Raw genomic sequence first — 20454 nt, 5'->3', positions numbered from 1 at the left:
CAAGGCTATCTCGGAGCCATGCGGCACAATTGGCGTGTGACCACGATCCACTTCGCCAAGGGGCACGGCACCGGCAACGACTTCGTCATCGTCCCCGACCTGGCCGACGAACGCCCGCTCGCGCCCGCCGACGTGGCCGCGCTGTGCGACCGCCGCTTCGGCATCGGCGGCGACGGCCTCCTGCGCGTCGCGCCGTCGTCCGAACCCGGGACCAAGTGGTTCATGGACTACCGCAACGCCGACGGCTCGATCGCCGAGATGTGCGGCAACGGCGTCCGCGTGTTCGCCCGCTACCTGCTCGAACAGGGCCTCGCCGACGGGCCCGAGATCCCCGTGGCCACCCGCGGCGGCGTCAAGCACGTGCGCCTCGAAGGCGACCAGTTCAGCGTCGACATGGGCCCGGCGACGTTCGGCCCCACCTCACAGGCCGGCCTCGAAGGCTTCGAGTGGCCCGGTCAGGCCGTCTCCATGGGCAACCCGCACCTGGTCTGCCACCTCGGCGAGACCGACGAGCTCGACGCGCTCGACCTGCACCGGCAGCCGCGCTTCGACCCCGCGGTCTTCCCCGACGGCGTCAACGTCGAATTCGTCGTCGGCACCGCCCCCCACGTCCGCATGCGCGTCCACGAGCGCGGCGTCGGCGAGACCTTCTCCTGCGGCACCGGCGCCTGCGCCGTCGCCGCCGTCGCGCTGCGCCGCGCCGGGAGCGACACCGGCACCTGCGAGGTCGACGTCCCCGGCGGGACCCTCACGGTCACCGTCGCGGACGAGACGATCCACCTCGCCGGGCCCGCCGCCATCGTCGCCGAAGGCACCGCCCGCCTCTAACGCATGACCTCCTTGACGGCGGCCGCCACCGCCGGGGCCACGTGCGGGTCGAACACGCTCGGCACGATGTACGTCGCGTTCACCTGCTCCTCGCCGACGCTGTCGGCGATCGCCATCGCCGCCGCCAGCGCGGCCTCGTCGTTCCACCCGCGCGCCTGGGCGTCCAGCAGCCCCCGGAACACCCCCGGGAACGCCAGCACGTTGTTGATCTGGTTCGGCTGGTCCGACCGGCCCGTCGCCACGATCGCCGCATAGCGCGCCGCCTCGGTCGGGCTGATCTCCGGGTCCGGGTTGGCCAGCGCGAACACGATCGGGTCCTTCGCCATCTTCGCCACGTCCGAGCCCTTGAGAATGTTCGGCGCGCTCACCCCGATGAACACGTCCGAGCCCTCGACCGCGCCCGACAGGTCCCCGGCGTAGCCGTCCTTGTTGAAGTTCTCGGCCAGCCACTTCCACGTCTCGTTGTCGGTCTCCAGCTCCCGGTGCAGCGCCCCGTCCCGGTCCACCGGCACGATGTCGCCGATCCCCGCCTTCGCCAGCAGCCGCATGATCGCCGTCCCGGCCGCGCCGCAGCCCACGACCGTCGCCCGCACGTCCGCGAAGTCCTTGCCGACCACGCGGAGCGCGTTCGTCAGCGCCGCGAGCACCACGATCGCCGTCCCGTGCTGGTCGTCGTGGAACACCGGGATGTCGAGCTTCTCGCGCAGGCGCGCCTCGATCTCGAAGCAGCGCGGCGCGGCGATGTCCTCCAGGTTGATGCCCCCGTACGTCGGCGCCAGCGCCGTCACGATGTCCACGATCTCGTCGGTGTCCTGCGTGTCCAGGCACACCGGCCACGCGTCCACCCCCGCGAACTTCTTGAACAGGGCCGCCTTGCCCTCCATGACCGGCATCGCCGCCTCGGGGCCGATGTTGCCCAGTCCCAGCACCGCCGAGCCGTCCGAGACCACCGCGACCGTGTTGCGCTTGATCGTCAGGCGCCGCGCGTCGTCGGGGTTCTCGGCGATCGCCATGCACACCCGCGCCACGCCCGGCGTGTACGCCATCGACAGGTCGTCGCGGTTCTTCAGCGGCACCTTCGGCTGCACCTCGATCTTGCCGCCCAAGTGCATCAGGAACGTCCGGTCCGAGACCTTCTTGACGTCGAAGTCCGGCATCGCCCCGAGGATCTGGGTCACCTGCTCGGCGTGCGCGGCGTCGGAGGTGTCGCACGTGAGGTCCACGACCATGCGCCTGCTGTCAGAGGAGACCACGTCGAGCGCGGTGACGATGGCCCCCGCCTGCCCTACGACGGTGGCCAGCCGCCCGGCCGCGCCGGGATCGGCCGAGAGCGCCAACCGGACCGTGATCGAGAAACCGGCGCTGGTCAGTCGCGCAGAAGTCATGCCACTCCTTGATAGTCACCACGCTGTGAACTGGAAAACGAGCACCGCGAGGCCGAAACGCCACGTCGTGGGCGCAGCACCCGGGTACGGCAATTCTGCCACCGTTTCTCCCGGGGCCGCCCGCGCGCCCGCCCCGGCCGTGACCGCCGCCCGCGCGCCTCCCGCCCCGGGCGACCCCGGACACAGCCCCACCGCCGCCCCCGCCCGATCGGGCGTGTCCCCGCCCACACCGGACAAAGGGCGAGCGCGGCACCGAATATTCGCTTCGTATCGACGCGAATACGTGTCAAGCTTGAGGCGATGCAGATGGAGTATCAGAACTTGAACGAACAATCTTCCGCGAACACCACGGAGACCCCGTCCACCGGGGAACTGGACCTGGAGGCGCGCCAGGCGCTGCGACGCGTCTCCGGTCTGGCCTCCACCGAACTCGCCGACGTCAGCGACGCCGAATACCGGCGCCTGCGCCTCGAGCAGGTCGTCCTCGTCGGCGTCTGGACCGAGGGCACCGCCGAAGACGCCGAGAACTCCCTGAACGAACTGGCCGCCCTGGCCGAAACCGCCGGATCCGTCGTCGTCGACGGCCTCATCCAGCGCCGCTCCAAGCCCGACCCCGGCACGTTCATCGGCTCCGGCAAGGTCCGCGAGGTCAAGGACGTCGTCGAGGCGCTCGGCGCCGACACCGTCATCTGCGACGGCGAGCTCTCGCCCGGCCAGCTGATCGCCCTGGAGAAGGCCGTCAACGTCAAGGTCATCGACCGCACCGCCCTGATCCTCGACATCTTCGCCCAGCACGCCAAGAGCGCCGAGGGCAAGGCCCAGGTCGAACTCGCCCAGCTCCAGTACCTCCTGCCGCGCCTGCGCGGCTGGGGCGAGGCCATGAGCCGCCAGGCCGGCGGCCGCGCCGGATCCAACGGCGGCGTCGGCCTCCGCGGACCCGGCGAGACCAAGCTCGAGACCGACCGCCGCCGCATCCGCGCCAAGGTCGCCAAGCTCCGCCGCGAACTGGCCAAGCTCACCGTCACCCGCGAGACCAAGCGCGACTCGCGCACCCGCAACCGCGTCCCGGGCGCCGTCATCGCCGGCTACACCAACGCCGGCAAGTCGAGCCTGCTCAACGCCCTCACCGGCGCGGGCATCCTCGTCCAGGACGCCCTGTTCGCCACGCTCGACACCTCCACGAGGCGCTCGCGCACCGCCGAAGGCCGCGAGTACACCGTCTCCGACACCGTCGGCTTCGTCCGCCACCTGCCGCACCAGCTCGTCGAGGCGTTCCGCTCGACCCTCGAAGAGGTCGCCGAGTCCGACCTCGTCGTGCACGTCGTCGACGGCTCGCACCCCGACCCCGTCGGCCAGGCCGACGCGGTCCGCGAGGTGCTCGCCGAGGTCGGCGCCGAGGACGTCCCCGAACTGCTCGTGGTCAACAAGGTCGACGCGGTCGACCCCGACCGCCTGCTCCAGCTGCGGTCCGACTGGCCCGACGCGGTGTTCGTCTCCGCCCGCACCGGCGAAGGCGTCGACAAGCTGCGCGACGCGATCGAGCGGGCCCTGCCGCAGCCGGACGTGACGCTGCGGGTCTGCGTGCCGTACGTCCGCGGCGACCTGGTCTCGCGCGTGCGCTCGCGCGGCGAGGTCCTCTCCACCGAGCACCGCGGTGACGGGACGGTGATGGACGTCCGCGTCGACCCCGCACTCGCAGGGGAATTGCGGCCTTTCGTCCTTGAATCGGACTTATCTCCCGTGGCCTTGAACATGTCTCACCGGGGTCCCGCTATCGTGCAGGCGTGTTCTGGAACACTTGCCTGATGCGAGAGCGCCGTGGGATCCGTCCTGCCTGGACAACGCGACTCGTCGCCGGGGCGGCAGGTGCCCTCCTGGCGACGGCCGCGTCTCCGGCATATGCCCAAGACAATGAAGAGGCGACCGGCCCGGAGCAGCTCTGCGGCCTGCACGACTACCGACTGCGCGGCGCCTCCGGCATCACCACCGCGGGCGACGACGGCTGGTGGGTCGTCGTCAACGGCGAGAACCAGGACCCGACCCTGTCCGTCGAGCACGTCGGCGCCGACTGCAACCCCCGCACCGAAGACGAGGTCTTCATCGACCACCAGCCGCGCGACCCCGAGGCGCTGGCGCTCGACACCGACGGCTACCTCTGGGTCGCCGACACCGGCGAGGCGACCGACCGCGACAGCATCGCCCTCAACCAGGTCGAGCCGGGCAACCTGTCCAACAACGTCATGTACCGGTTCGTCTTCCCCGACGGCCCGGAGGAGACCGCGGCGTTCCTGATCCTCCCCGACGTCGACACGCCGGTGTTCATCACCGCGGGCGACGGCGAGGCGAACCTGTACCAGCCGACCGGCGACATGCTCGAATACGACACTCCCATGGAGAAGGCGGGAGCGGTCACCCTCGCGAACGGCGGCTCGGTCACCGGCGCGGCCCTCAACGCCGACGCCACGAAGGTGGTGCTCCGCACCGCCGACACCGCCTACGAATGGCCCGTCGAAGGCGGCGACGTCCTCGGCGCGCTGACCGGCGGCGAACCCACCCTCACCCCCCTCGCCGACGAAGGCGACGCCCAGGACATCACCTACGACGCCGAGGGCAACTTCATCACGCTCTCGCAACTGGACAGCGAGGACACCTTCGCCTCGATCAACAAGTACACCCCGGCCGCCCCCGAGGCCCCTGCCACCGAGGACACCGCCGAAGCCGCCGACGACCAGGCCGCCGGCGAGAAGAGCGGCGGCGGCATCGTCGACTTCATCCTCGACCTCGGATTCGACAACATCGTCAGGATCCTGGCCGCGATCGCCGTCGTCGGCTTCATCGTGATGGTCGGCGGCATCTTCGCCATCCGCAAATCACGGCGCCAGCGCGCCGCCGCCGAAGAGGACGACGACACCGAGACCGCCGCCGCCGAGGAATCGCCCTTCGGCGACCTCAAGGGCGGCCCTCCCGACCCGGTCGACATCGGACTCGAGGCCGGCCAGCCCGACGCCGAGGTCGGCCAGATCGCCCAAGGCGGATCGGTCTACGGCGCTCCCAAAGCCGAGGCGGCCGGGAACGTCTACGGCGCCAAACGGGCCGAAGCGGGAGGCAACGTCTACGGCGGCGCCAGGCCCGAGGCGGCCGGAAGCGTCTACGGCGCGGCCGAACCCAAGGCCGAGCAGCCGGGCACGGCGTACGGCGCCCGCTCCGAACCCCAGTACGGGGCCTTCGAAGGCGCGGGACAGGGCAGCATCTACAACAACGCCGGCGAATCCTTCGCGGCCGAACCGGCACCGCCCGCGGGCGGCACCTACGGCACCCCCCGCCAAGGCGGCGTCTACGGCGCGGGCGGGCAGTCCCCCGATGTCGAATCGCCCGGGACGGTCTACGGGGCCGGCGGCGGGCGGGGAGACGAGCGGGAGGCCGACGAGGGCTATTGGGGCCCGCCGCAAGACGACGGACGACGGCGCTAACGGCGCACCCACTCACTGGTGCGACCGCGCGCCTATCGGTGTGCGGCCCACCGGGCCGCGGGGCGGATCAGATCTTCCGGAGGACGGCGACGACCCGGCCGAGGATCTCGGCCTCCGAGGCGTCGATCGGGTCGTACAGCGAGTTGGCGGGCATCAGCCACGGCTTGCCGCCCTTGCGCTTCCACGTCTTGACGGTGGCCTCGCCATCGATCATGGCGGCCACGATCTCGCCGTTGAGCGCGTCGGGCTGCTGACGCACCACGACCCAGTCCCCGTCGGTGATGGCCGCTTCGATCATCGAGTCGCCTTTGACCCGAAGCAGGAAGTGGATGCCCTCGCCGACGAACTCCGCCGGCAGCGGCATGACGTCGTAGTCGCGCTCCTCGGCGAGGATCGGCTGCCCCGCGGCGATCTCGCCGACCATCGGGACATAGCGCGGACGCGGGTGCTGCGAGCAGGTCTGCACGCCCCCCGGCGTCGACTGCTTGACGCCGACGGCGCGCGGACGCCCCGCCAGGCGGTTCAGGTATCCCTTGCGTTCGAGCTGCTTCATCTGGTAGGCGACGCTCGAAGCCGACGCCAGGCCGACCTCCGCGCCGATCTCCCGGACGCTGGGGGGATACCCCTTGTTGTTGATGAACTCCTCGATGTACTCGAGGACTTGCTGTTGCCGGCGAGTCAGCTTGCGCGTCTTCGCCCTGGCTGTCGTGGTCTCGGTAGCCACAGGAAGCTCCTGTAAGACAAATGGGACGGTATGTCTGATTCCGACAATGTAACTCAGGCTCGGTGTCAAGTCAAACATTCGTGCGACTTCGGCGTGTCGCCGCAGTCGCCTGAATGTGGGCGTGATCGTCTTTCCCCGTTCCCCGCACGGGTGTTCGCCTCGAATATGGTGAGCTGAACGGCATCCGGCGACCCTCCTCGCTCGAATATGTGCCAAATCGAGCTACCATTGCCACTAGATCTTGTGGTGTGATGTATCGTCTCTCACTAGGTGTTGGGGTTTTAGCCCACGCACGGTGACCGGGCCCCGCGATTCGCGGAACCGAGCCGATCAGCGGCCCGCAGGCTTCACCGGGAAGACGACCGCCAAGAAGGAGAGTAGCGATGCGATGCCCTTACTGTCGTCATCCCGACAGCCGCGTGGTCGACTCCCGAGAGGCCGAAGACGGAAAGATCATCCGCCGCCGCCGGGTCTGCCAGCAGTGCGAGAAGCGCTTCACCACCGTCGAGGAATCCGTCCTCGCCGTGGTCAAGCGCAGCGGCGCCACCGAGCCGTTCAGCCGCGCCAAGGTCAAGCAGGGCGTCTGGAAGGCCTGCCAGGGGCGGCCGGTCGACACCGACGATGTGGCGAAGCTCGCACAGGCCGTTGAGGACGAGATCCGCTCGCGCGGCGCCGCCGAAGTGCCGAGCCACGAGGTCGGCCTCGCGATCCTCGAACCGCTGCGCCAGCTCGACGAGGTCGCCTACCTGCGCTTCGCCAGCGTCTACCGCGGCTTCGAATCACTCGAGGACTTCGAGGCCGCCATCGCGCGGCTGCGCGAGCAGAACGCCGCCAACCACGACGGCTAGAACACCAGCACAACCGAAATCACCAGGGCATGAGAGACAGGGGCGAGGAGACATGCCGAAGACCGCCAAGAACGCCGTGAAGAAGACCGGCGAGGGCCTGCGAATCGAACGTGTGTTCACTACCGAGGGCGTCCACCCGTACGACGAAGTGCAGTGGGAGTCCCGCGACGTCGTCATGACGAACTGGCGCGACGGCTCGGTCAACTTCGAGCAGCGCGGCGTCGAGTTCCCGGAGTTCTGGAGCCAGAACGCCACCCAGATCGTCACCTCGAAGTACTTCCGCGGCGCCGTGGACACCCCCCAGAGGGAACGGAGCCTCAAGCAGCTCATCGACCGCGTCGTCCACGCCTACCACACCGCGGGCGAGAAGAACGGCTACTTCGCCACCAGCGCCGACGCCCAGATCTTCGCCGACGAACTCACCTGGCTCCTCCTCCACCAGTACTTCAGCTTCAACTCTCCAGTGTGGTTCAACGTCGGGACCGAAGCGTCGCAACAGGTATCAGCGTGTTTCATCCTCAGTGTCGACGACACCATGGACTCGATCCTGGACTGGTACAAGGAAGAGGGGATGATCTTCAAGGGCGGCTCCGGCGCCGGGGTCAACCTCTCCAAGATCCGGGCCTCGGCCGAGCTGCTGTCCTCCGGCGGCAACGCCTCCGGTCCGATCAGCTTCATGCGCGGCGCCGACGCCTCGGCCGGGACCATCAAGTCCGGCGGCGCCACCCGCCGGGCCGCCAAGATGGTCGTCCTCGACGTCGACCACCCCGACATCGAGGACTTCATCGCCACCAAGGCCCGCGAAGAGGACAAGATCCGGGCCCTGCGCGACGCCGGCTTCGACGTCGACCTCGGCGGCGAGGACATGTTCTCGGTCCAGTACCAGAACGCCAACAACTCGGTGCGCGTCTCCGACGAGTTCATGCGCGCCGTTGAAGACGGCACGGACTACGCCCTGACCGGCCGCCTCGACGGCAAGGAGATCGCCCGCCGCGACGCCCGCGAGGTCTTCCGCAAGATGGCCGAGGCCGCCTGGGAGTGCGCCGACCCGGGCATCCAGTACGACGACATCATCAACGACTGGCACACCAACCCCAACACCGACCGCATCTACGCGTCCAACCCCTGCTTCCCCGCGGATGAGCGCGTGGTCACCGACAAGGGCCTCATCAAGATCGGCGATCTGGTGCGGCGCTCGGCCGAAGGCGAGACGTTCGCCGTCTTCACCAACGACGTCACCGCCGAGACCGACGCGGCGGACCGCGTCGTGGCGACCAACCCGGTCCAGTACATGGTCACCGGCACCAACGAGATCGTCGAACTCCGCTTCTCGGACGGCTCGCGGCTCCGCTGCACCCCGAACCACCGGCTCTGGACGAAGAACCGCGGATGGGTCCACGCCGACCAGCTCCAGCCGGAGGACAAGGTCGTCCGCTCCAACCAGTATGCGCCGCGCGCCTCGTCCAGCGTTCAGATCCCGCGAGCCGCCCTGGACGCGGCGCAGCAGCGTGGCGTGCACAACAACATCGCCGCCGTCAACCTGCCTGAGAAGTGGGGCGAAGACCCTGACCTCGCCCACTTCATGGGCTGGCTGGTCGGCGACGGCTGCCTTAAGAAGAACGGTGTCGTCACGGTGTACGGGACCGAGGAGGAGCAGCGGGAGCTCCTGCCTCGTCACCAGCGAATGCTGGAGCGGTTCACCGGGCATGTGAGCAAGCCGAGTCTGCAGCCCAATGGCACGCAGCAACTCCGAGCACTGCGTTCGAATCTCGCGGAGTTCTTCAAAGCGCTCGGTTTCTCGACCGAGAGAGCGGCGCAGAAGGTGTTTCCGGAGTCGCTTTTCGAAGCCCCGGAGGAAACTCTCACCGATTTCCTGCAGGGGTTGTTCGACGCTGACGGCTGTGTCGTCGAACAGGACAACGGGACCCGGTACGTGGGGCTTGGAAGCAAGTCCGAGGAGCTGCTGCTCGGGGTGCAGGAAACCCTGTCTTCTCTAGGTATCAGCGCGCGGATCTACCGCACCGAGAACAAGGACGCGAAGTTCCAGTACACGAGGAAGGACGGCACCGAGGTCGAGTACGCGTCTGAAGGGCCGTTCTTCGACCTTCGGATCAGCGGGCCGTCGATGGTCGAGTTCGCCGCGCTCATCGGCTTCGCCCTGCCCCGGAAGTCCGCGAAGCTCGCGTCGATGCTCGACTTCAAGACCCGCTACAACACCGACCGCACGGTGCGGCTCACCAGCCGCGAGAGCGTCGGATTCGAGACGACCTACAACCTCACCGAGCCGCGCAACCACTCCTACATCGTCAGCGGCGTCGTCGTCTCCAACTGCTCGGAGTACATGAGTCTCGATGACTCGTCTTGCAACCTCGCGAGTCTCAACCTCATGAAGTTCCTCGGCGATGACGGCTCGTTCGACGTCGAGCGGTTCGTGAAGACCGTCGAGTTCGTCATCACCGCCATGGAGGTCTCGATCTCCTTCGCGGACTTCCCGACCGAGAAGATCGGGCAGACCACCCGCGACTTCCGCCAGCTCGGGATCGGGTACTCGAACCTGGGCGCCCTCCTCATGGCCTCGGGCCACGCCTACGACTCCGATGAGGGCCGCGCGATCGCCGCGGCGATCACCTCGTTGATGACCGGCGTGTCCTATCGCCGCTCGGCCGAGTTGGCCGGTGCCGTCGGCCCGTACGCGGGCTATGCGATCAACGCCGAACCGCACCAGCGCGTCATGCGCAAGCACGCCGAGGCGGCCGCCGAGGTCCGCACCTTCGGCGACGTCGACGCGTCCATCATCGAAGCGGCCAAGTCCGAATGGGACCGCGGCAATGGCATTGGGGCGCAGCAGGGATGGCGCAATGCGCAGGCCTCGGTGCTCGCGCCGACCGGCACCATCTCCTTCATGATGGACTGCGACACCACGGGCATCGAGCCGGACCTGGCGCTGGTCAAGCACAAGAAGCTCGTGGGCGGCGGTTCGATGGAGATCGTCAACCAGACCGTGCCGCGCGCCCTCGCCAGCCTCGGATACAACGAGGAGGACGCGAAGGCCATCGTCGACTACATCGCCGAGCACGGCCATGTGGTGGGCGCTCCGGCGCTCGCCGAGGAGCACTACTCGGTGTTCGACTGCGCCATGGGCGAGCGGGCCATCTCCCCGATGGGCCACGTCCACATGATGGCCGCCGTGCAGCCGTTCCTGTCCGGCGCCATCAGCAAGACCGTGAACGTCCCCGAGAGCGCCACCGTGGCCGACTTCGAGGAGATCTACTTCCAGGGCTGGAAGCTCGGCCTCAAGGCGCTGGCGGTCTACCGCGACAACTGCAAGGTCGGGCAGCCGCTGTCCGCCAAGAAGAAGGAGATCGACGCCGCGGTCGAGGAGGTCGTGGAGAAGGTCGTCGAGGAGATGTCCGTCCACAGCCCGGTGCGCCGCAAGCTCCCCAAGCGCCGCCCGAGCCAGACCACGTCGTTCACCGTCGGCGGCGCGGAGGGCTACATGACCTCGTCGTCGTACCCCGACGACGGGCTCGGCGAGGTCTTCCTCAAGATGTCCAAGCAGGGCTCGACCCTGGCGGGCGTCATGGACGCGTTCTCGGTGGCGATCTCGATCGCGCTGCAGTACGGCGTGCCGCTTGAGAAGTACGTGGAGAAGTTCACCAACATGCGGTTCGAGCCGGCGGGCATGACCGACGACCCGGACATCCGCATGGCCGCTTCGGTGGTGGACTACATTTTCCGGCGCCTGGCGCTGGACTACCTGCCCTACGACGAGCGGGCGGCGCTGGGGATCCTGACGACGGACGAGCGCACGGCCGAGGTCAACGGCGAGGACCCGTCCAAGGTCAATGCGGAGTCCGCCGTCGACCTCGACGAGATGCGGGCGTCCGCGCCGATCGAGGAGGCCGCGAAGCAGCAGCTGAAGCTGGAGTCGAAGCCCGCAGGCGACGACGTCTTGAACTCGGCCCAGGCCAGGAGCGCCGATGCGCCGCTGTGCATGAACTGCGGCACGAAGATGCGTCCGGCCGGTTCGTGCTATGCCTGCGAGGGCTGCGGCGCGACCAGCGGTTGCAGTTAGCCGTTCTGGAGCGGGGCGGGGAGCGCGAGGCGTTCTTCGCCCCGTTTCGCGTCTGCATCCGATCGTCGGAAGCCGACGGGACCCGGGTCCGGTCGGAGCGGACCGCGGTCATCGCCGTTCGGGATGCGGAAAAGGGCCCGGCCCCCGCCGTACTGGACGGCAGGGACCGGGCGTCTGGTGACGGGCGAGCGGGGTCACTCGTCGTCGTCGTGTTTCTCCTTGAAGTCGTGGACGGCGCCTGCGGCCTTGTCGCGCAGGTCGTGACCGGCCTCCTCGGCTTCGCCGACGACCTGGTCGCGTTTGCCCGAGTTCTCGAGGTCTTCGTTGTCGGTGGCGTCGCCCACCTTCTCCTTGGCCTCGCCCATCTTCTGCTTGGCCTTGTCCTTCGCCTGGTCGAACCCCATGGCTCGTCCCTTCCCTCGAGTGCGTCTTGCCGGCAGTGGATACCCGTCTGGGCGGGGCTCAATCGTGACGGTGAGGACACGCCTCGATTTTTCAGCACGACCGTGCTAGTTTTATGGCGTGCGCAAGGGCGAACTCACCAGGCAGGCGATTCTCGACGTCGCCGTCCGCATGGCCCGCTACAGCGGCCTGTCGGGGCTGACCATCGGGTCGCTGGCCGCCGCAGCCGACATGTCGAAGTCGGGGGTCTACGCGCATTTCAAGTCGAAAGAGGCGCTGCAACTGGCGTGCATGGAGCGCAACGCCGAGCAGTTCGTCGACGAGGTGATCAGGCCCGCGCTGGCCAAGCCGCGCGGGGTCACCCGGCTCCGGGCGATCGTGGAGTACTGGATGCGCTGGTACGCCCACCCGGGCGGCTGCCTGTTCCTGGCCGCCGCCGCCGAGTTCGACGATCTGCCCGGCCCGCTGCACGACCTCATGGTCACCGAGCAGCGGGACATGCTCGACTCGCTCGCCAGGATCACCGCCACGGCGGTCGCCGAGGGCGAGTTCCGCGAAGGCACCGACGTCTCGCAGGTGGCGCAGGAGGTCTTCGGCATCCTGCTGTCCTACAACTGGATGAGCCGCATTCTCAGCAATCCCGACGCCGCCGATCGCGCCTGGGAGGCGTTCGACCGGCTCGTCGACGGTCGCAGCAACTGATCGGGAAGGTCGATACATGGCGCAGCAGCAAGGGGCCGCCGCCCCCGCAAAGAAAAGCACGACCGTTCGTGCCCCTTGGCATGTGCGTGCCGCCTTCGCCGCCGCCGAGCGCTTCGCGCCCGGCCCGGCGGCCAAGGTCCTGAGCAAGCTGTGGTTCAAGGTCCCCGGCGGCCCCGAGAAGCGCCTGCGGGGCAAGGCCCCCGCCGGAGCCGAGGTCTTCACCCTCGACTGCCTCGGCAGCGAAGTGTGGGGCTACGACTGGGGCGAGGGACCCCTGGTCTACCTCGTCCACGGCTGGGGCGGATGCACCGGCGACCTCGACTTCATCGGCGCGAGCCTGGTGGCGAACGGCATGCGCGTGGTGGCCTTCGACGCCCCCAGCCACGGCAACTCCGGCCCGGGCCCGTGGGGGCCGGACTACTCCAACGGCCCGCATCTGGTCGGCGCCATGAGCGCCGCACTGGACAAGTTCGGCGCGCCGCACGCGGTCGTGGCGCACTCCATGGGCTGCCTGACCTCGGTGCTCGCCATGCGCGAGGCCGGGTTCGACCCGGTCGGCACCCGCCTGGCCATGATCGCCCCGTTCATCGGCGGCACCAGCGGCTTCAACGACACCCTCGGCGCCATCGTCCCGGTCGGCCCGCGCATCATCGGGCGCCTCATCCCGATGGCCGAGCAGCGCGCCGACGTCGAGCTCTCGAAGATCACCCTCCTGGACCCGCCCGTGGAGGCCCCCGCGCTCATCGTCCACGACAAGGGCGACCGGCCCAACCCGTTCCGCCACGCCGAGGAGCTGGCCGCCGCCTGGCCGAACGCCGAGCTGGTGGGCACCAGCGGGCTCGGGCACCGCAAGGTCCTGGTCAGCCCCGAGGTCAACCGGCGCGTCACCGCGTTCATCACCGGCAGGTAGACGAAACGGGGGCCGGACTCGCGTCCGGCCCCCGTTTGCGGTCTGCTAGCCCTCGTAGTGGATCGTCAGGCGCGTCCAGGCCCCGATGTTGAGGTAGGAGCCGTCGCCGATCACGATCTCCACGTTCGGCGCCAGCGGCTCGTCCGAGCCGTTGAGGAACGTCCCGTTCGAGGAGCCCACGTCCATGATCGTCCAGGAGCCGTCCGGCTTGGCGAACAGCTTCGCGTGCTGCGCGCTCACACCGGGGTCGGCCACGTCGCCGGACAGGTCGATGTCCGGCGTGACGCCGCGCTTGGCGCTGTAGCGGCCGATCGTCAGCTCGCCCTTGTCCAGCGGGAAGCGCCGCGGCTTGGCGAACGACGGGTACTGCAGCTGCGAGGCCCCGTCCGAGGCGGCCACCTTGTTGAAGTAGCCCTGGTCGGCCGTCACGGCCACGATCCAGCGCGTCGCCGTGGCCTGGCCGGGCGGCGCGTAGTTCGACGCCAGGTCGTGCGGCTGCGAGTCGGGGACGCTGAACCCGCTGGTCGGCGACGCGGACGGGGGAGCGGAGGTCGGGGCGCCGAACGGCGCGGCCGGGACGCCCGGAGGCGGCCCGGGAGGCGCCGACGTGGGCGCGGGCGGAGCCGAGGCCGGGGCGCCGTACTGCTGCGCGTACGGGTCCTGCTGCGGCTGCCCGTAGGGGTCTTGCTGCTGCGGTTGGCCGTAGGGATCCTGCTGACCGTAGCCGGGCTGCTGTCCGTACGGGTCCTGCTGCTGGGGCTGGCCGTAGGGGTCTTGCTGCCCGTATCCCGGCTGCTGGCCGTAGGGGTCCTGTTGCTGCGGCGGCTGCCCGTACGGGTCCTGCTGCTGCGGCTGGCCGTAGGGGTCCTGCTGACCGTATCCCGGCTGCTGGCCGTACGGGTCCTGCTGCTGGGGCTGACCGTACGGATCCTGCTGGCCGTACCCCTGCTGCTGCGGTTGGCCGTAGGGGTCCTGTTGACCGTAGCCGGGCTGCTGGCCGTAGGGGTCCTGCTGCTGCTGCGGCTGCCCGTACGGATCCTGCTGGCCGTAACCGGGCTGCTGCTGGCCGTAGGGGTCCTGCTGCTGCGGCTGGGCGTACGGGTCGTTCGGCGGGTAGCCCTGCCCGAACGCGGCCGGCGACTGCGGGGGTTGGCCTTGCTGCCACGCCGGGTTCGGCGTACCGCACTGCTCGCAGAACTGGGCCTGGGGGAACGCCCCGCAGGCACACTGGTATCCGCCCGGCTGTGGGGCACCGCCGCCGGGGTAGGTCGGCTGGTAGGTCAAGGTCGTCCCCCTCCAAGCAGTTCCGTGTACTCGGCCTCACTGGCGACACCGAGCAGCGATGTGGAATCACCCTGCTCGGGATCCGGATCGGCATGTTCCTGCGCATGCTCGTCGACCTGGACCGAACCGGGGGATTCGAGTTCCACCACCGCGACACTGATGTTGTCGTGCCCGCCGTGCGCGAGCGCTTGTCGTGTCAACGCTACAGCCTTGTCGCCAACACCGCCGTCCGGCAAGGGCAGCAGATCGGCGTCCTCGTCGAAATAGCGTGACAGACCGTCACTGCACACTACGACATGTCCGCCGCCGAGGTCCACTCGGAGGAGGTTCGGGTTCAGGGTCGGCGCGTCGGCCCCCAGCCAGGCCAGCAGCGCCTTCGAGTACGGGTTCTTGTACCGGTCGTCCGAGGGGTCCACGCCCTGGTATTCGAGCCGGGCGTGAATCGTGTCATCGACGGTGAGGCACCTGGCCTCCTTCTCCCCGGCCCAGTAGGCGCGCGAATCGCCCACCCAGCACAGGACGGCCTGGTTTCCCTCCACCACCGCGGAGACGTACGTCGAGGACGGCGGCGAGTTCGGGTACTGCTTGCCGACCGCGGCCACCGCCGAGTGGGCCGCGCTCACGCCGCGCCGCGAGGCGTCCTCGGCGCTGAGCCCCTCGCCGAGTGCGGCGCGGATCTCAGTGACGGCCGCTTCAACCCCGGCCAGCGAGGCCCGCTCGGAGTCGGACGCGCCCGAGACGCCGTCGCACACGACCGCGATCTTGCGGCCGTCGTCGGCGAGGCTGATCGCCAGGGAGTCCTGGTTGTAGTGGTGGCGCTTGCCCACGTCGGTCGCCGCGCCGATCCCCGGCAGGGAGAACGAGGTGTGGTCGTCCGAGCCGCCGGGGTGCTCCGGGTTGTCCTCGGTGGCGGCCGAGGAGAGCCACGCGGCCGTCTCGGCGGGGCGCTCGTGCTCGACCAGGTCGCCGCCGCACGCCTCGCAGTAGCGTCCGACGTCGGCGTCCAGGCCGCAGGAGGGGCAGTGCTTCGCGGGGCCTTGCGTGGCTGTCGGTGAGGACGGCATTCGGTGCTCCTTCGCTACAGCATCGTGCGGGGGCGGTGGCGGTTGGCCTGGTCGAAGTAGTAGACCTGGTCCTCGCGGCCGGTGCAGGTGTGGGCGAGCCTACGGTAGGCCGCCTCCAGCGCCAGACGCAGTTCGCGCTCTTCGGGCGCGGCGCCGAAGATCGGCGGCTCGGCGGCCGGGCCGGTGCGGGCGACCAGGTCGATCGCCGCGTGCAGGATCCTCGTCGAGACCAGGTGGCGCCTCCTGGGTTCGAGCTTGAGCTCGTCGAGGCGCCCGGCCATGTGGTGCAGGTCCATCAGCGAGGGCGGCGCGGTGCGGCTGTGCAGGGACGTCTGGATGGCCGCGGTCTGCGCGATCCCGTACTGGGAGGAGGTCTTCGGCACCTGGTGGAGTGTGGTGATCGCCTCGGTGGACTGGCCTTCGAGGTCGAGCAGGCGCGCCCGGCCGTACGCGGCCGAGACGAAGCGGTGGTCGCACGCCCAGATGCGCGTGTAGTGCGGCAGCGCCAGGTCGCGGCGCCCGGCCAGTTCGGCGCAGGCGGCCAGCGCCAGGCGCGGCGCGAGCTCGCCGGGCAGGTGCGAGTAGACGGCGTCGAAGTGGGCGGCGGCGGCGGGGAAGTCGGCGGCCAGCAGCGAGATGATGCCCCGCATCCACGTCACCTGCCAGGTGTTGCCCTCCTGGGCGGCGAAGTGGTCGAGCGTGGCGTTCGCCACGTGCAGCTCGCCGGCGTTCACGAGCGTGCGCACGCGCCGCAGCTGCACCTCGGGGCTCTGGACGGGCGCGGTGGCGAGCTCGGCGAGGATGCCGCCCGCGTCGGTGGCGGTCAGGCTCGCCAGGAACGAGGCGCCCGGGTCGGCCAGGTCGACCATGGTGGTCGGCAGGGCGTGGGCGACGTCGAACGGGTCGCCGATCGCCGCGACGTCGTACTCGACGTCCGGTTCGCCGAACACCGACTGCTCGGGGCTGAACAGCGTCGACGGCTCGAACCTCGGCTCGCCGCGCTTGATCGACTGGACCTCGTGCAGGACGCCCTTGACCTGCGTGCGCATCTCGTCGGCGTCCTGGAAGCGCGAGCGCGGGTCGGCGTGGCACGAGCGCAGCAGCAGCCGGTGGAAGGAGCCGAACTCCTGGAATACGGGCGTCTCGGCGGCGGGCGGGAACGAGTCGCGGAACTCGCCGGTGAAGCCCTTGAACCGCAGGGCGAGCACGGCCATGGACCGGCCGATGGTGTACAGGTCGGAGGTGACCGACGGGCCCACCGAGAGGATCTCGTCGTTGGGCACCGAGTAGCCGGGCGTGCCGTAGATCGCCGACTCCTCGTCGTCGACGCGGCGCACCGCGCCCAGGTCGATGAGCTTGAGCCAGGTCTCGACGTGGATGACGTTGTCGGGTTTGAAGTCGCAGAACAGCAGGCCGCGGTCGTGCAGGTAGGAGAACGCCGGGAGCAGCTCGGAGGTGTAGGTGAGGACCTGCTCCAGCGCCAGGGGGCTGCGGTCGCCGTCCTCGCCGACCGCGTCGCGGATGTCGCGCAGCGACTTGCCGGCGACGTACTCCATGACGATGTACGACTGGAGCTGGCCCGAGCGCGGGTCGGGGGCGGCGACGAAGTCGTGGATGTCGACCACGTTCGGGTGGTCGATGCCGACCAGGAAGCGGCGCTCGTTGATGGCCGACTCGATGGCGTCCTCGTCGGTGGTGTTGATGAGGCCCTTGATGACGACCCACCGCTGGGTGAGGTCGTCGGCGAAGTTCTTGTCGTTGGCCAGGTAGATCCAGCCCAGGCCGCCGTGGGCGATCGCGCCGAGGATCTCGTAGCGCTCGGAGAGGAGGTCGCCGGGCTCCAGCGAGGGCGTGAACCAGTACCGGGACCGGCAGTACGGGCAGTAGCCCTCGACGCGGCCGCCGCGGCCCGCCTGCGGGCGCCCGACCGGCTTCCCGCACGAGCCGCAGAAGCGCTTCGACTCGGGGACCTTCGGATCGGCCAGGACCGCCTCGGCCGGGTCCCTCGGCGGGACCGGCGGCATGTCGGACAGACCGCCCCGCTGGCGGGAGGTGGCCGTCGCCGAGCGGGTGACCGGGCCGGTGATCGGCTGCGGCAGCGGCGCGGCGGGAGCCCGGTAGGGCGCGGGGGGCGGCGACGGCGGGGCCTGCGCGGGGGAGACGACGTGCGAGACCGGCTGGGCGGAGATCGGCGCTCCGGACGTCTGCTGCGGGGCGAAGCCGGGCGCGGCGGGCACGGCCGGGGGCGTGCTCAGGCGCTTGCGCACCCGCAGCGTGTCCGAATCGGACTCGTTCTCGGCGTCGCTCTGCTGGACCTGCCGGACGCTCGGGGTGTAGCGCTGGGTGTGTTCGGGCCGCTCGTCGCTCATCGCGCTGACCTTCAATCCTGGTAGACGGGGTCCGGGGCGGTGGCGGCGCCGAGGTGCTCGGCGAGCCACTTGTCGTAGATGTCCTGCCAGGTGCCGTCCTCGCGCATGGTCTCCAGGACGCCGTTGACGTAGCGGGCCAGGTCGGTGTTGCCCTTGGCGAAGGCGATGCCGTAGGGCTCCTGCGAGAACGCCTCCCCGACGACCTCGAGCGTCGGGTCCTGGATGGCCATGCCCGCCAGGATGCAGTCGTCGGTGGTGATCGCGTCGACCGTGCCCTGCTGGAGCAGCACCAGGCAGTCGTTGAAGTCCGGGACGGTCACCGGCTGGGCCTCGGACTGCTCGGCGATGTTCCTCGGGGACGTCGAGCCCTTGCCGGTGCACACCTGGTGGTCGGCGGTCAGGTCGCCCAGCCCCCCGATGCCCGAGCCGGTGGGGACGAGCAGGCGCTGGCCGCCGTGGTAGTACTCGCTGGAGAACTCCACGCTGTTCCAGCGCTTGCACGTCATGGTCATGGTGCGCACCACCATGTCGACCGTCCCGGAGTTCACGGCCTCCTCGCGGTCGCCGGAGGTCATCGGCACCCACTTGACCTTCGTCTCATCGCCCATGAGGTGGGAGACGATGGCCTTGGCGATGTCGATGTCGAATCCGGCCAGGTCGCCGGTGACGGGGTCCCGGTAGCCCATGAGGTTCGTCGACTGGCTGATGCCGATGACGACGAGGTCCTGGTCGCCCAGGGTCGCCCGCGCCTGCTCGGCGGTGACCGAGCCGGGGGAGTAGGAGGCGACCGGTTCGCAGCTGTCGTCGGCCGTGCCGGTCTCGATCTCGGGGTCGAAGTCGATGCCCTCGGGCAGCGGCGTCGGCACGTCCACCTCGGGCGGCTCGATCGAGACCGGGCCCGAGCAGGCCGCCGCGACGAGGCAGGCGCCCAGCGCGGCCGCCCATCGCGGCCGCCGCTTCGCGCTCGACTGGGGAACCGTTGACCTGTGCAGAATCATGCGTGATACTCCGCCACTCGCATCTGGATGCCGATCGCCGCGCTCACCAGGGCCAGCAGGCTCAGCGCCGCGAGGCCGGCCGCCGCGCCCGACAGGGAGCGCTCGGCGTCGCCGGTCGCGTCGACGAACCGCTCGGCGCTGATGGCGGTCGCCTCGGTGAGCTGCTCGTCGAGCGCGTCGAACGAGGTCGCCAGGCTCTCGTCCGAGTCGCCGACGGCCAGCTCCACGGCCTCGGCGTAGGACCCGGCCTTGGCGAGCTTGATGACCTCGTCGTGCCCGGCGCTCCAGGCCCCGGCCGACTCCTCGGCCGCGGCCAGCGGCCCCGACAGGTCGGGGTCGTCGCCGTAGGCCTCGCTCAACTGCGCGAGCAGCCCGCCCTCGCCCACCAGCAGCGCCATCTGGTCCGTGTAGCGCTCGTCGGCCTTCTCGTCCTCGCCGCGGGCGATGAGCAGCAGCGACTCCTCGGCGCGCGCCTGCTGGGCGGTGATGTGCGCCTCGGCGAGCAGCTCCAGGGGATCGGATCCCTCCTCATGGGACCGCTCGGTGTGGCTCGCCGAGGCCAGCGCCACCAGCACCAGCCAGCCCGTCATGCCGATCATCGCCACCGTCGCGCCGACCAGCCCGAGGTTGAACACGCGGTTGGTCCTGCGGGTGAGCCACAGCTGCGCCCACACCAGGACGCCGAGCGCCGCCGCGGCGAGCGCCGTGGCCACCCACGGGAATGCCGACGCCTCGTCCCTGGCCTCGTTGAGCTGGTCGATCGCGTTGTGCTGGAGCGTGTTCGCGTCGGGGAGCATCTCGCTGCGCATGAGCGTGGAGGCCTGGCGCTGGTAGGTGGCGCCGACCGGCTCGCCGAGCCGGTTGAACGTCCTGGCCGACTCCACCAGGCCCGTGTAGACCGGCAGGTGCGCGTTCAGCTCGGCCACCAGCTGGGCGTCGGCGTGGGTCTCGACCTCTCGGGCGGCCGTGGTGAGCGCGACCGTCGCGTCGCGCAGCGCCTCCCGGTAGGAGTCGTGGACCTCCTCGGAGGCCGCCCCGGCCGTCAGGTAGGAGCTCGCGGCGCTCGCGTCCGCCTGCGACAGCGCCTGGTACAGCTCCAGCGCGGCCACCGACAGGCGGCCCGACTGGCTCGTGGTGTCCTCGATGACGGCCGACTTGCCGAGGATCGAGGTCGCGGCGGTGACGCCCGCGCCGAGCGTCAGGACGACCAGGACCGCGAGGATGCCGCGCAGCTGCCCGGGCGTGTGGCGCAGCGACGAGGAGAGGCGCGAGAACCGCTGCCGCCCGCTCTCGGCGGCGCCCGCGGGGCCGGGCACCGGCGCGGCCGGTCCGCCTTGCACCTGCGCTTGAGGCGGGGCGGGAGGAGACTGGACGGTCAACTTCACCTCTCAGATT

General features: G+C 70.0%; 15 protein-coding genes. 7 read left to right on the top strand and 8 right to left on the bottom strand.

The features are described 5' to 3' along the window. The first annotated feature begins 45 nt into the window (after positions 1 to 45). On the top strand, positions 46 to 828 hold the full coding sequence (gene dapF / locus H613_RS0101235) for a diaminopimelate epimerase (protein ID WP_026922356.1): 783 nt from the start codon (positions 46 to 48) through the stop codon (positions 826 to 828). On the opposite strand, the gene H613_RS23700 is transcribed toward dapF, so the two are convergent. Then, on the bottom strand, positions 825 to 2213 hold the full coding sequence (locus H613_RS23700; protein ID WP_051392791.1) for an NAD-dependent malic enzyme: 1389 nt from the start codon (positions 2211 to 2213) through the stop codon (positions 825 to 827). The two genes, dapF and H613_RS23700, sit on opposite strands and share 4 nt — an antisense overlap. 306 nt (positions 2214 to 2519) lie before the next feature. On the opposite strand from H613_RS23700, the gene hflX reads away from it, so the two are divergent. Continuing rightward, the gene (gene hflX, locus H613_RS23695) at positions 2520 to 4019 is read left to right on the top strand and encodes a GTPase HflX (protein ID WP_084546252.1); all 1500 of its coding nucleotides are present in this window, start codon (positions 2520 to 2522) and stop codon (positions 4017 to 4019) included. Beyond that, entirely contained in the window at positions 4019 to 5683 is a 1665-nt protein-coding gene (locus tag H613_RS0101220) for a hypothetical protein (protein ID WP_026922355.1), read from the top strand. Before hflX ends, H613_RS0101220 begins: the two co-directional genes overlap by 1 nt. A gap of 67 nt (positions 5684 to 5750) precedes the next feature. Here H613_RS0101220 and lexA read toward each other — a convergent pair whose 3' ends face one another. Further along, positions 5751 to 6407, bottom strand: a complete 657-nt coding sequence (lexA, locus tag H613_RS0101215; RefSeq protein ID WP_245598423.1) for a transcriptional repressor LexA — start codon at positions 6405 to 6407, stop codon at positions 5751 to 5753. 383 nt (positions 6408 to 6790) lie between these two features. Between lexA and nrdR the strand changes: the two genes are divergently transcribed. Then, on the top strand, positions 6791 to 7255 hold the full coding sequence (gene nrdR, locus H613_RS0101210) for a transcriptional regulator NrdR (protein ID WP_026922353.1): 465 nt from the start codon (positions 6791 to 6793) through the stop codon (positions 7253 to 7255). A 52-nt stretch (positions 7256 to 7307) separates the two neighbouring features. Then, the gene (locus tag H613_RS0101205) at positions 7308 to 11330 is read left to right on the top strand and encodes a vitamin B12-dependent ribonucleotide reductase (RefSeq protein WP_035735497.1); all 4023 of its coding nucleotides are present in this window, start codon (positions 7308 to 7310) and stop codon (positions 11328 to 11330) included. Between the two features lie 194 nt (positions 11331 to 11524). Here the strand turns inward: H613_RS0101205 and H613_RS0101200 are convergent, their stop codons facing one another. After that, positions 11525 to 11734, bottom strand: coding sequence for a CsbD family protein (locus tag H613_RS0101200; RefSeq protein ID WP_026922351.1), 210 nt, complete (start codon positions 11732 to 11734; stop codon positions 11525 to 11527). A gap of 118 nt (positions 11735 to 11852) precedes the next feature. On the opposite strand from H613_RS0101200, the gene H613_RS0101195 reads away from it, so the two are divergent. After that, a complete protein-coding gene (locus H613_RS0101195) occupies positions 11853 to 12434 on the top strand; it encodes a TetR/AcrR family transcriptional regulator (RefSeq protein ID WP_026922350.1) in 582 nt (193 codons plus the stop codon). Between the two features lie 82 nt (positions 12435 to 12516). Beyond that, positions 12517 to 13344, top strand: a complete 828-nt coding sequence (locus H613_RS0101190; RefSeq protein ID WP_026922349.1) for an alpha/beta fold hydrolase — start codon at positions 12517 to 12519, stop codon at positions 13342 to 13344. A 45-nt stretch (positions 13345 to 13389) separates the two neighbouring features. Here H613_RS0101190 and H613_RS28775 read toward each other — a convergent pair whose 3' ends face one another. Genes H613_RS28775 through H613_RS0101165 form a run of 5 tightly spaced genes read right to left on the bottom strand, consistent with a single transcriptional unit; the run spans position 13390 to position 20444 of the window. Next, positions 13390 to 14628, bottom strand: coding sequence for an FHA domain-containing protein (locus H613_RS28775; protein ID WP_026922348.1), 1239 nt, complete (start codon positions 14626 to 14628; stop codon positions 13390 to 13392). After that, positions 14625 to 15692, bottom strand: a complete 1068-nt coding sequence (locus H613_RS23685; RefSeq protein ID WP_051392790.1) for a PP2C family protein-serine/threonine phosphatase — start codon at positions 15690 to 15692, stop codon at positions 14625 to 14627. Before H613_RS23685 ends, H613_RS28775 begins: the two co-directional genes overlap by 4 nt. Before the next feature lie 14 nt (positions 15693 to 15706). Further along, a complete protein-coding gene (locus H613_RS0101175; RefSeq protein WP_051392789.1) occupies positions 15707 to 18061 on the bottom strand; it encodes a serine/threonine-protein kinase in 2355 nt (784 codons plus the stop codon). A gap of 11 nt (positions 18062 to 18072) precedes the next feature. Further along, positions 18073 to 19059, bottom strand: coding sequence for a glutamate ABC transporter substrate-binding protein (locus H613_RS0101170; RefSeq protein ID WP_026922346.1), 987 nt, complete (start codon positions 19057 to 19059; stop codon positions 18073 to 18075). After that, positions 19056 to 20444, bottom strand: coding sequence for a GlnX family signal transduction membrane protein (locus tag H613_RS0101165; RefSeq protein ID WP_156925762.1), 1389 nt, complete (start codon positions 20442 to 20444; stop codon positions 19056 to 19058). Before H613_RS0101165 ends, H613_RS0101170 begins: the two co-directional genes overlap by 4 nt. Positions 20445 to 20454 lie beyond the last annotated feature (10 nt).

Origin of the sequence: Glycomyces arizonensis DSM 44726 (genome assembly GCF_000482705.1) — a bacterium.
Classification (GTDB): Bacteria; Actinomycetota; Actinomycetes; order Mycobacteriales; family Micromonosporaceae; genus Glycomyces; species Glycomyces arizonensis.
This window is presented reverse-complemented; position numbering and strand designations above follow the sequence as displayed.

Bases quoted from the DNA above. Each gene is read 5' to 3' on its own strand.
- H613_RS23700 (WP_051392791.1), bottom strand. From the start codon at position 2,213: ATGACTTCTGCGCGACTGACCAGCGCCGGTTTCTCGATCACGGTCCGG.
- hflX (WP_084546252.1), top strand. From the start codon at position 2,520: ATGGAGTATCAGAACTTGAACGAACAATCTTCCGCGAACACCACGGAG.
- H613_RS0101220 (WP_026922355.1), top strand. From the start codon at position 4,019: ATGCGAGAGCGCCGTGGGATCCGTCCTGCCTGGACAACGCGACTCGTC.
- nrdR (WP_026922353.1), top strand. From the start codon at position 6,791: ATGCGATGCCCTTACTGTCGTCATCCCGACAGCCGCGTGGTCGACTCC.
- H613_RS0101205 (WP_035735497.1), top strand. From the start codon at position 7,308: ATGCCGAAGACCGCCAAGAACGCCGTGAAGAAGACCGGCGAGGGCCTG.
- H613_RS0101200 (WP_026922351.1), bottom strand. From the start codon at position 11,734: ATGGGGTTCGACCAGGCGAAGGACAAGGCCAAGCAGAAGATGGGCGAG.
- H613_RS23685 (WP_051392790.1), bottom strand. From the start codon at position 15,692: ATGCCGTCCTCACCGACAGCCACGCAAGGCCCCGCGAAGCACTGCCCC.
- H613_RS0101175 (WP_051392789.1), bottom strand. From the start codon at position 18,061: ATGAGCGACGAGCGGCCCGAACACACCCAGCGCTACACCCCGAGCGTC.
- H613_RS0101170 (WP_026922346.1), bottom strand. From the start codon at position 19,059: ATGATTCTGCACAGGTCAACGGTTCCCCAGTCGAGCGCGAAGCGGCGG.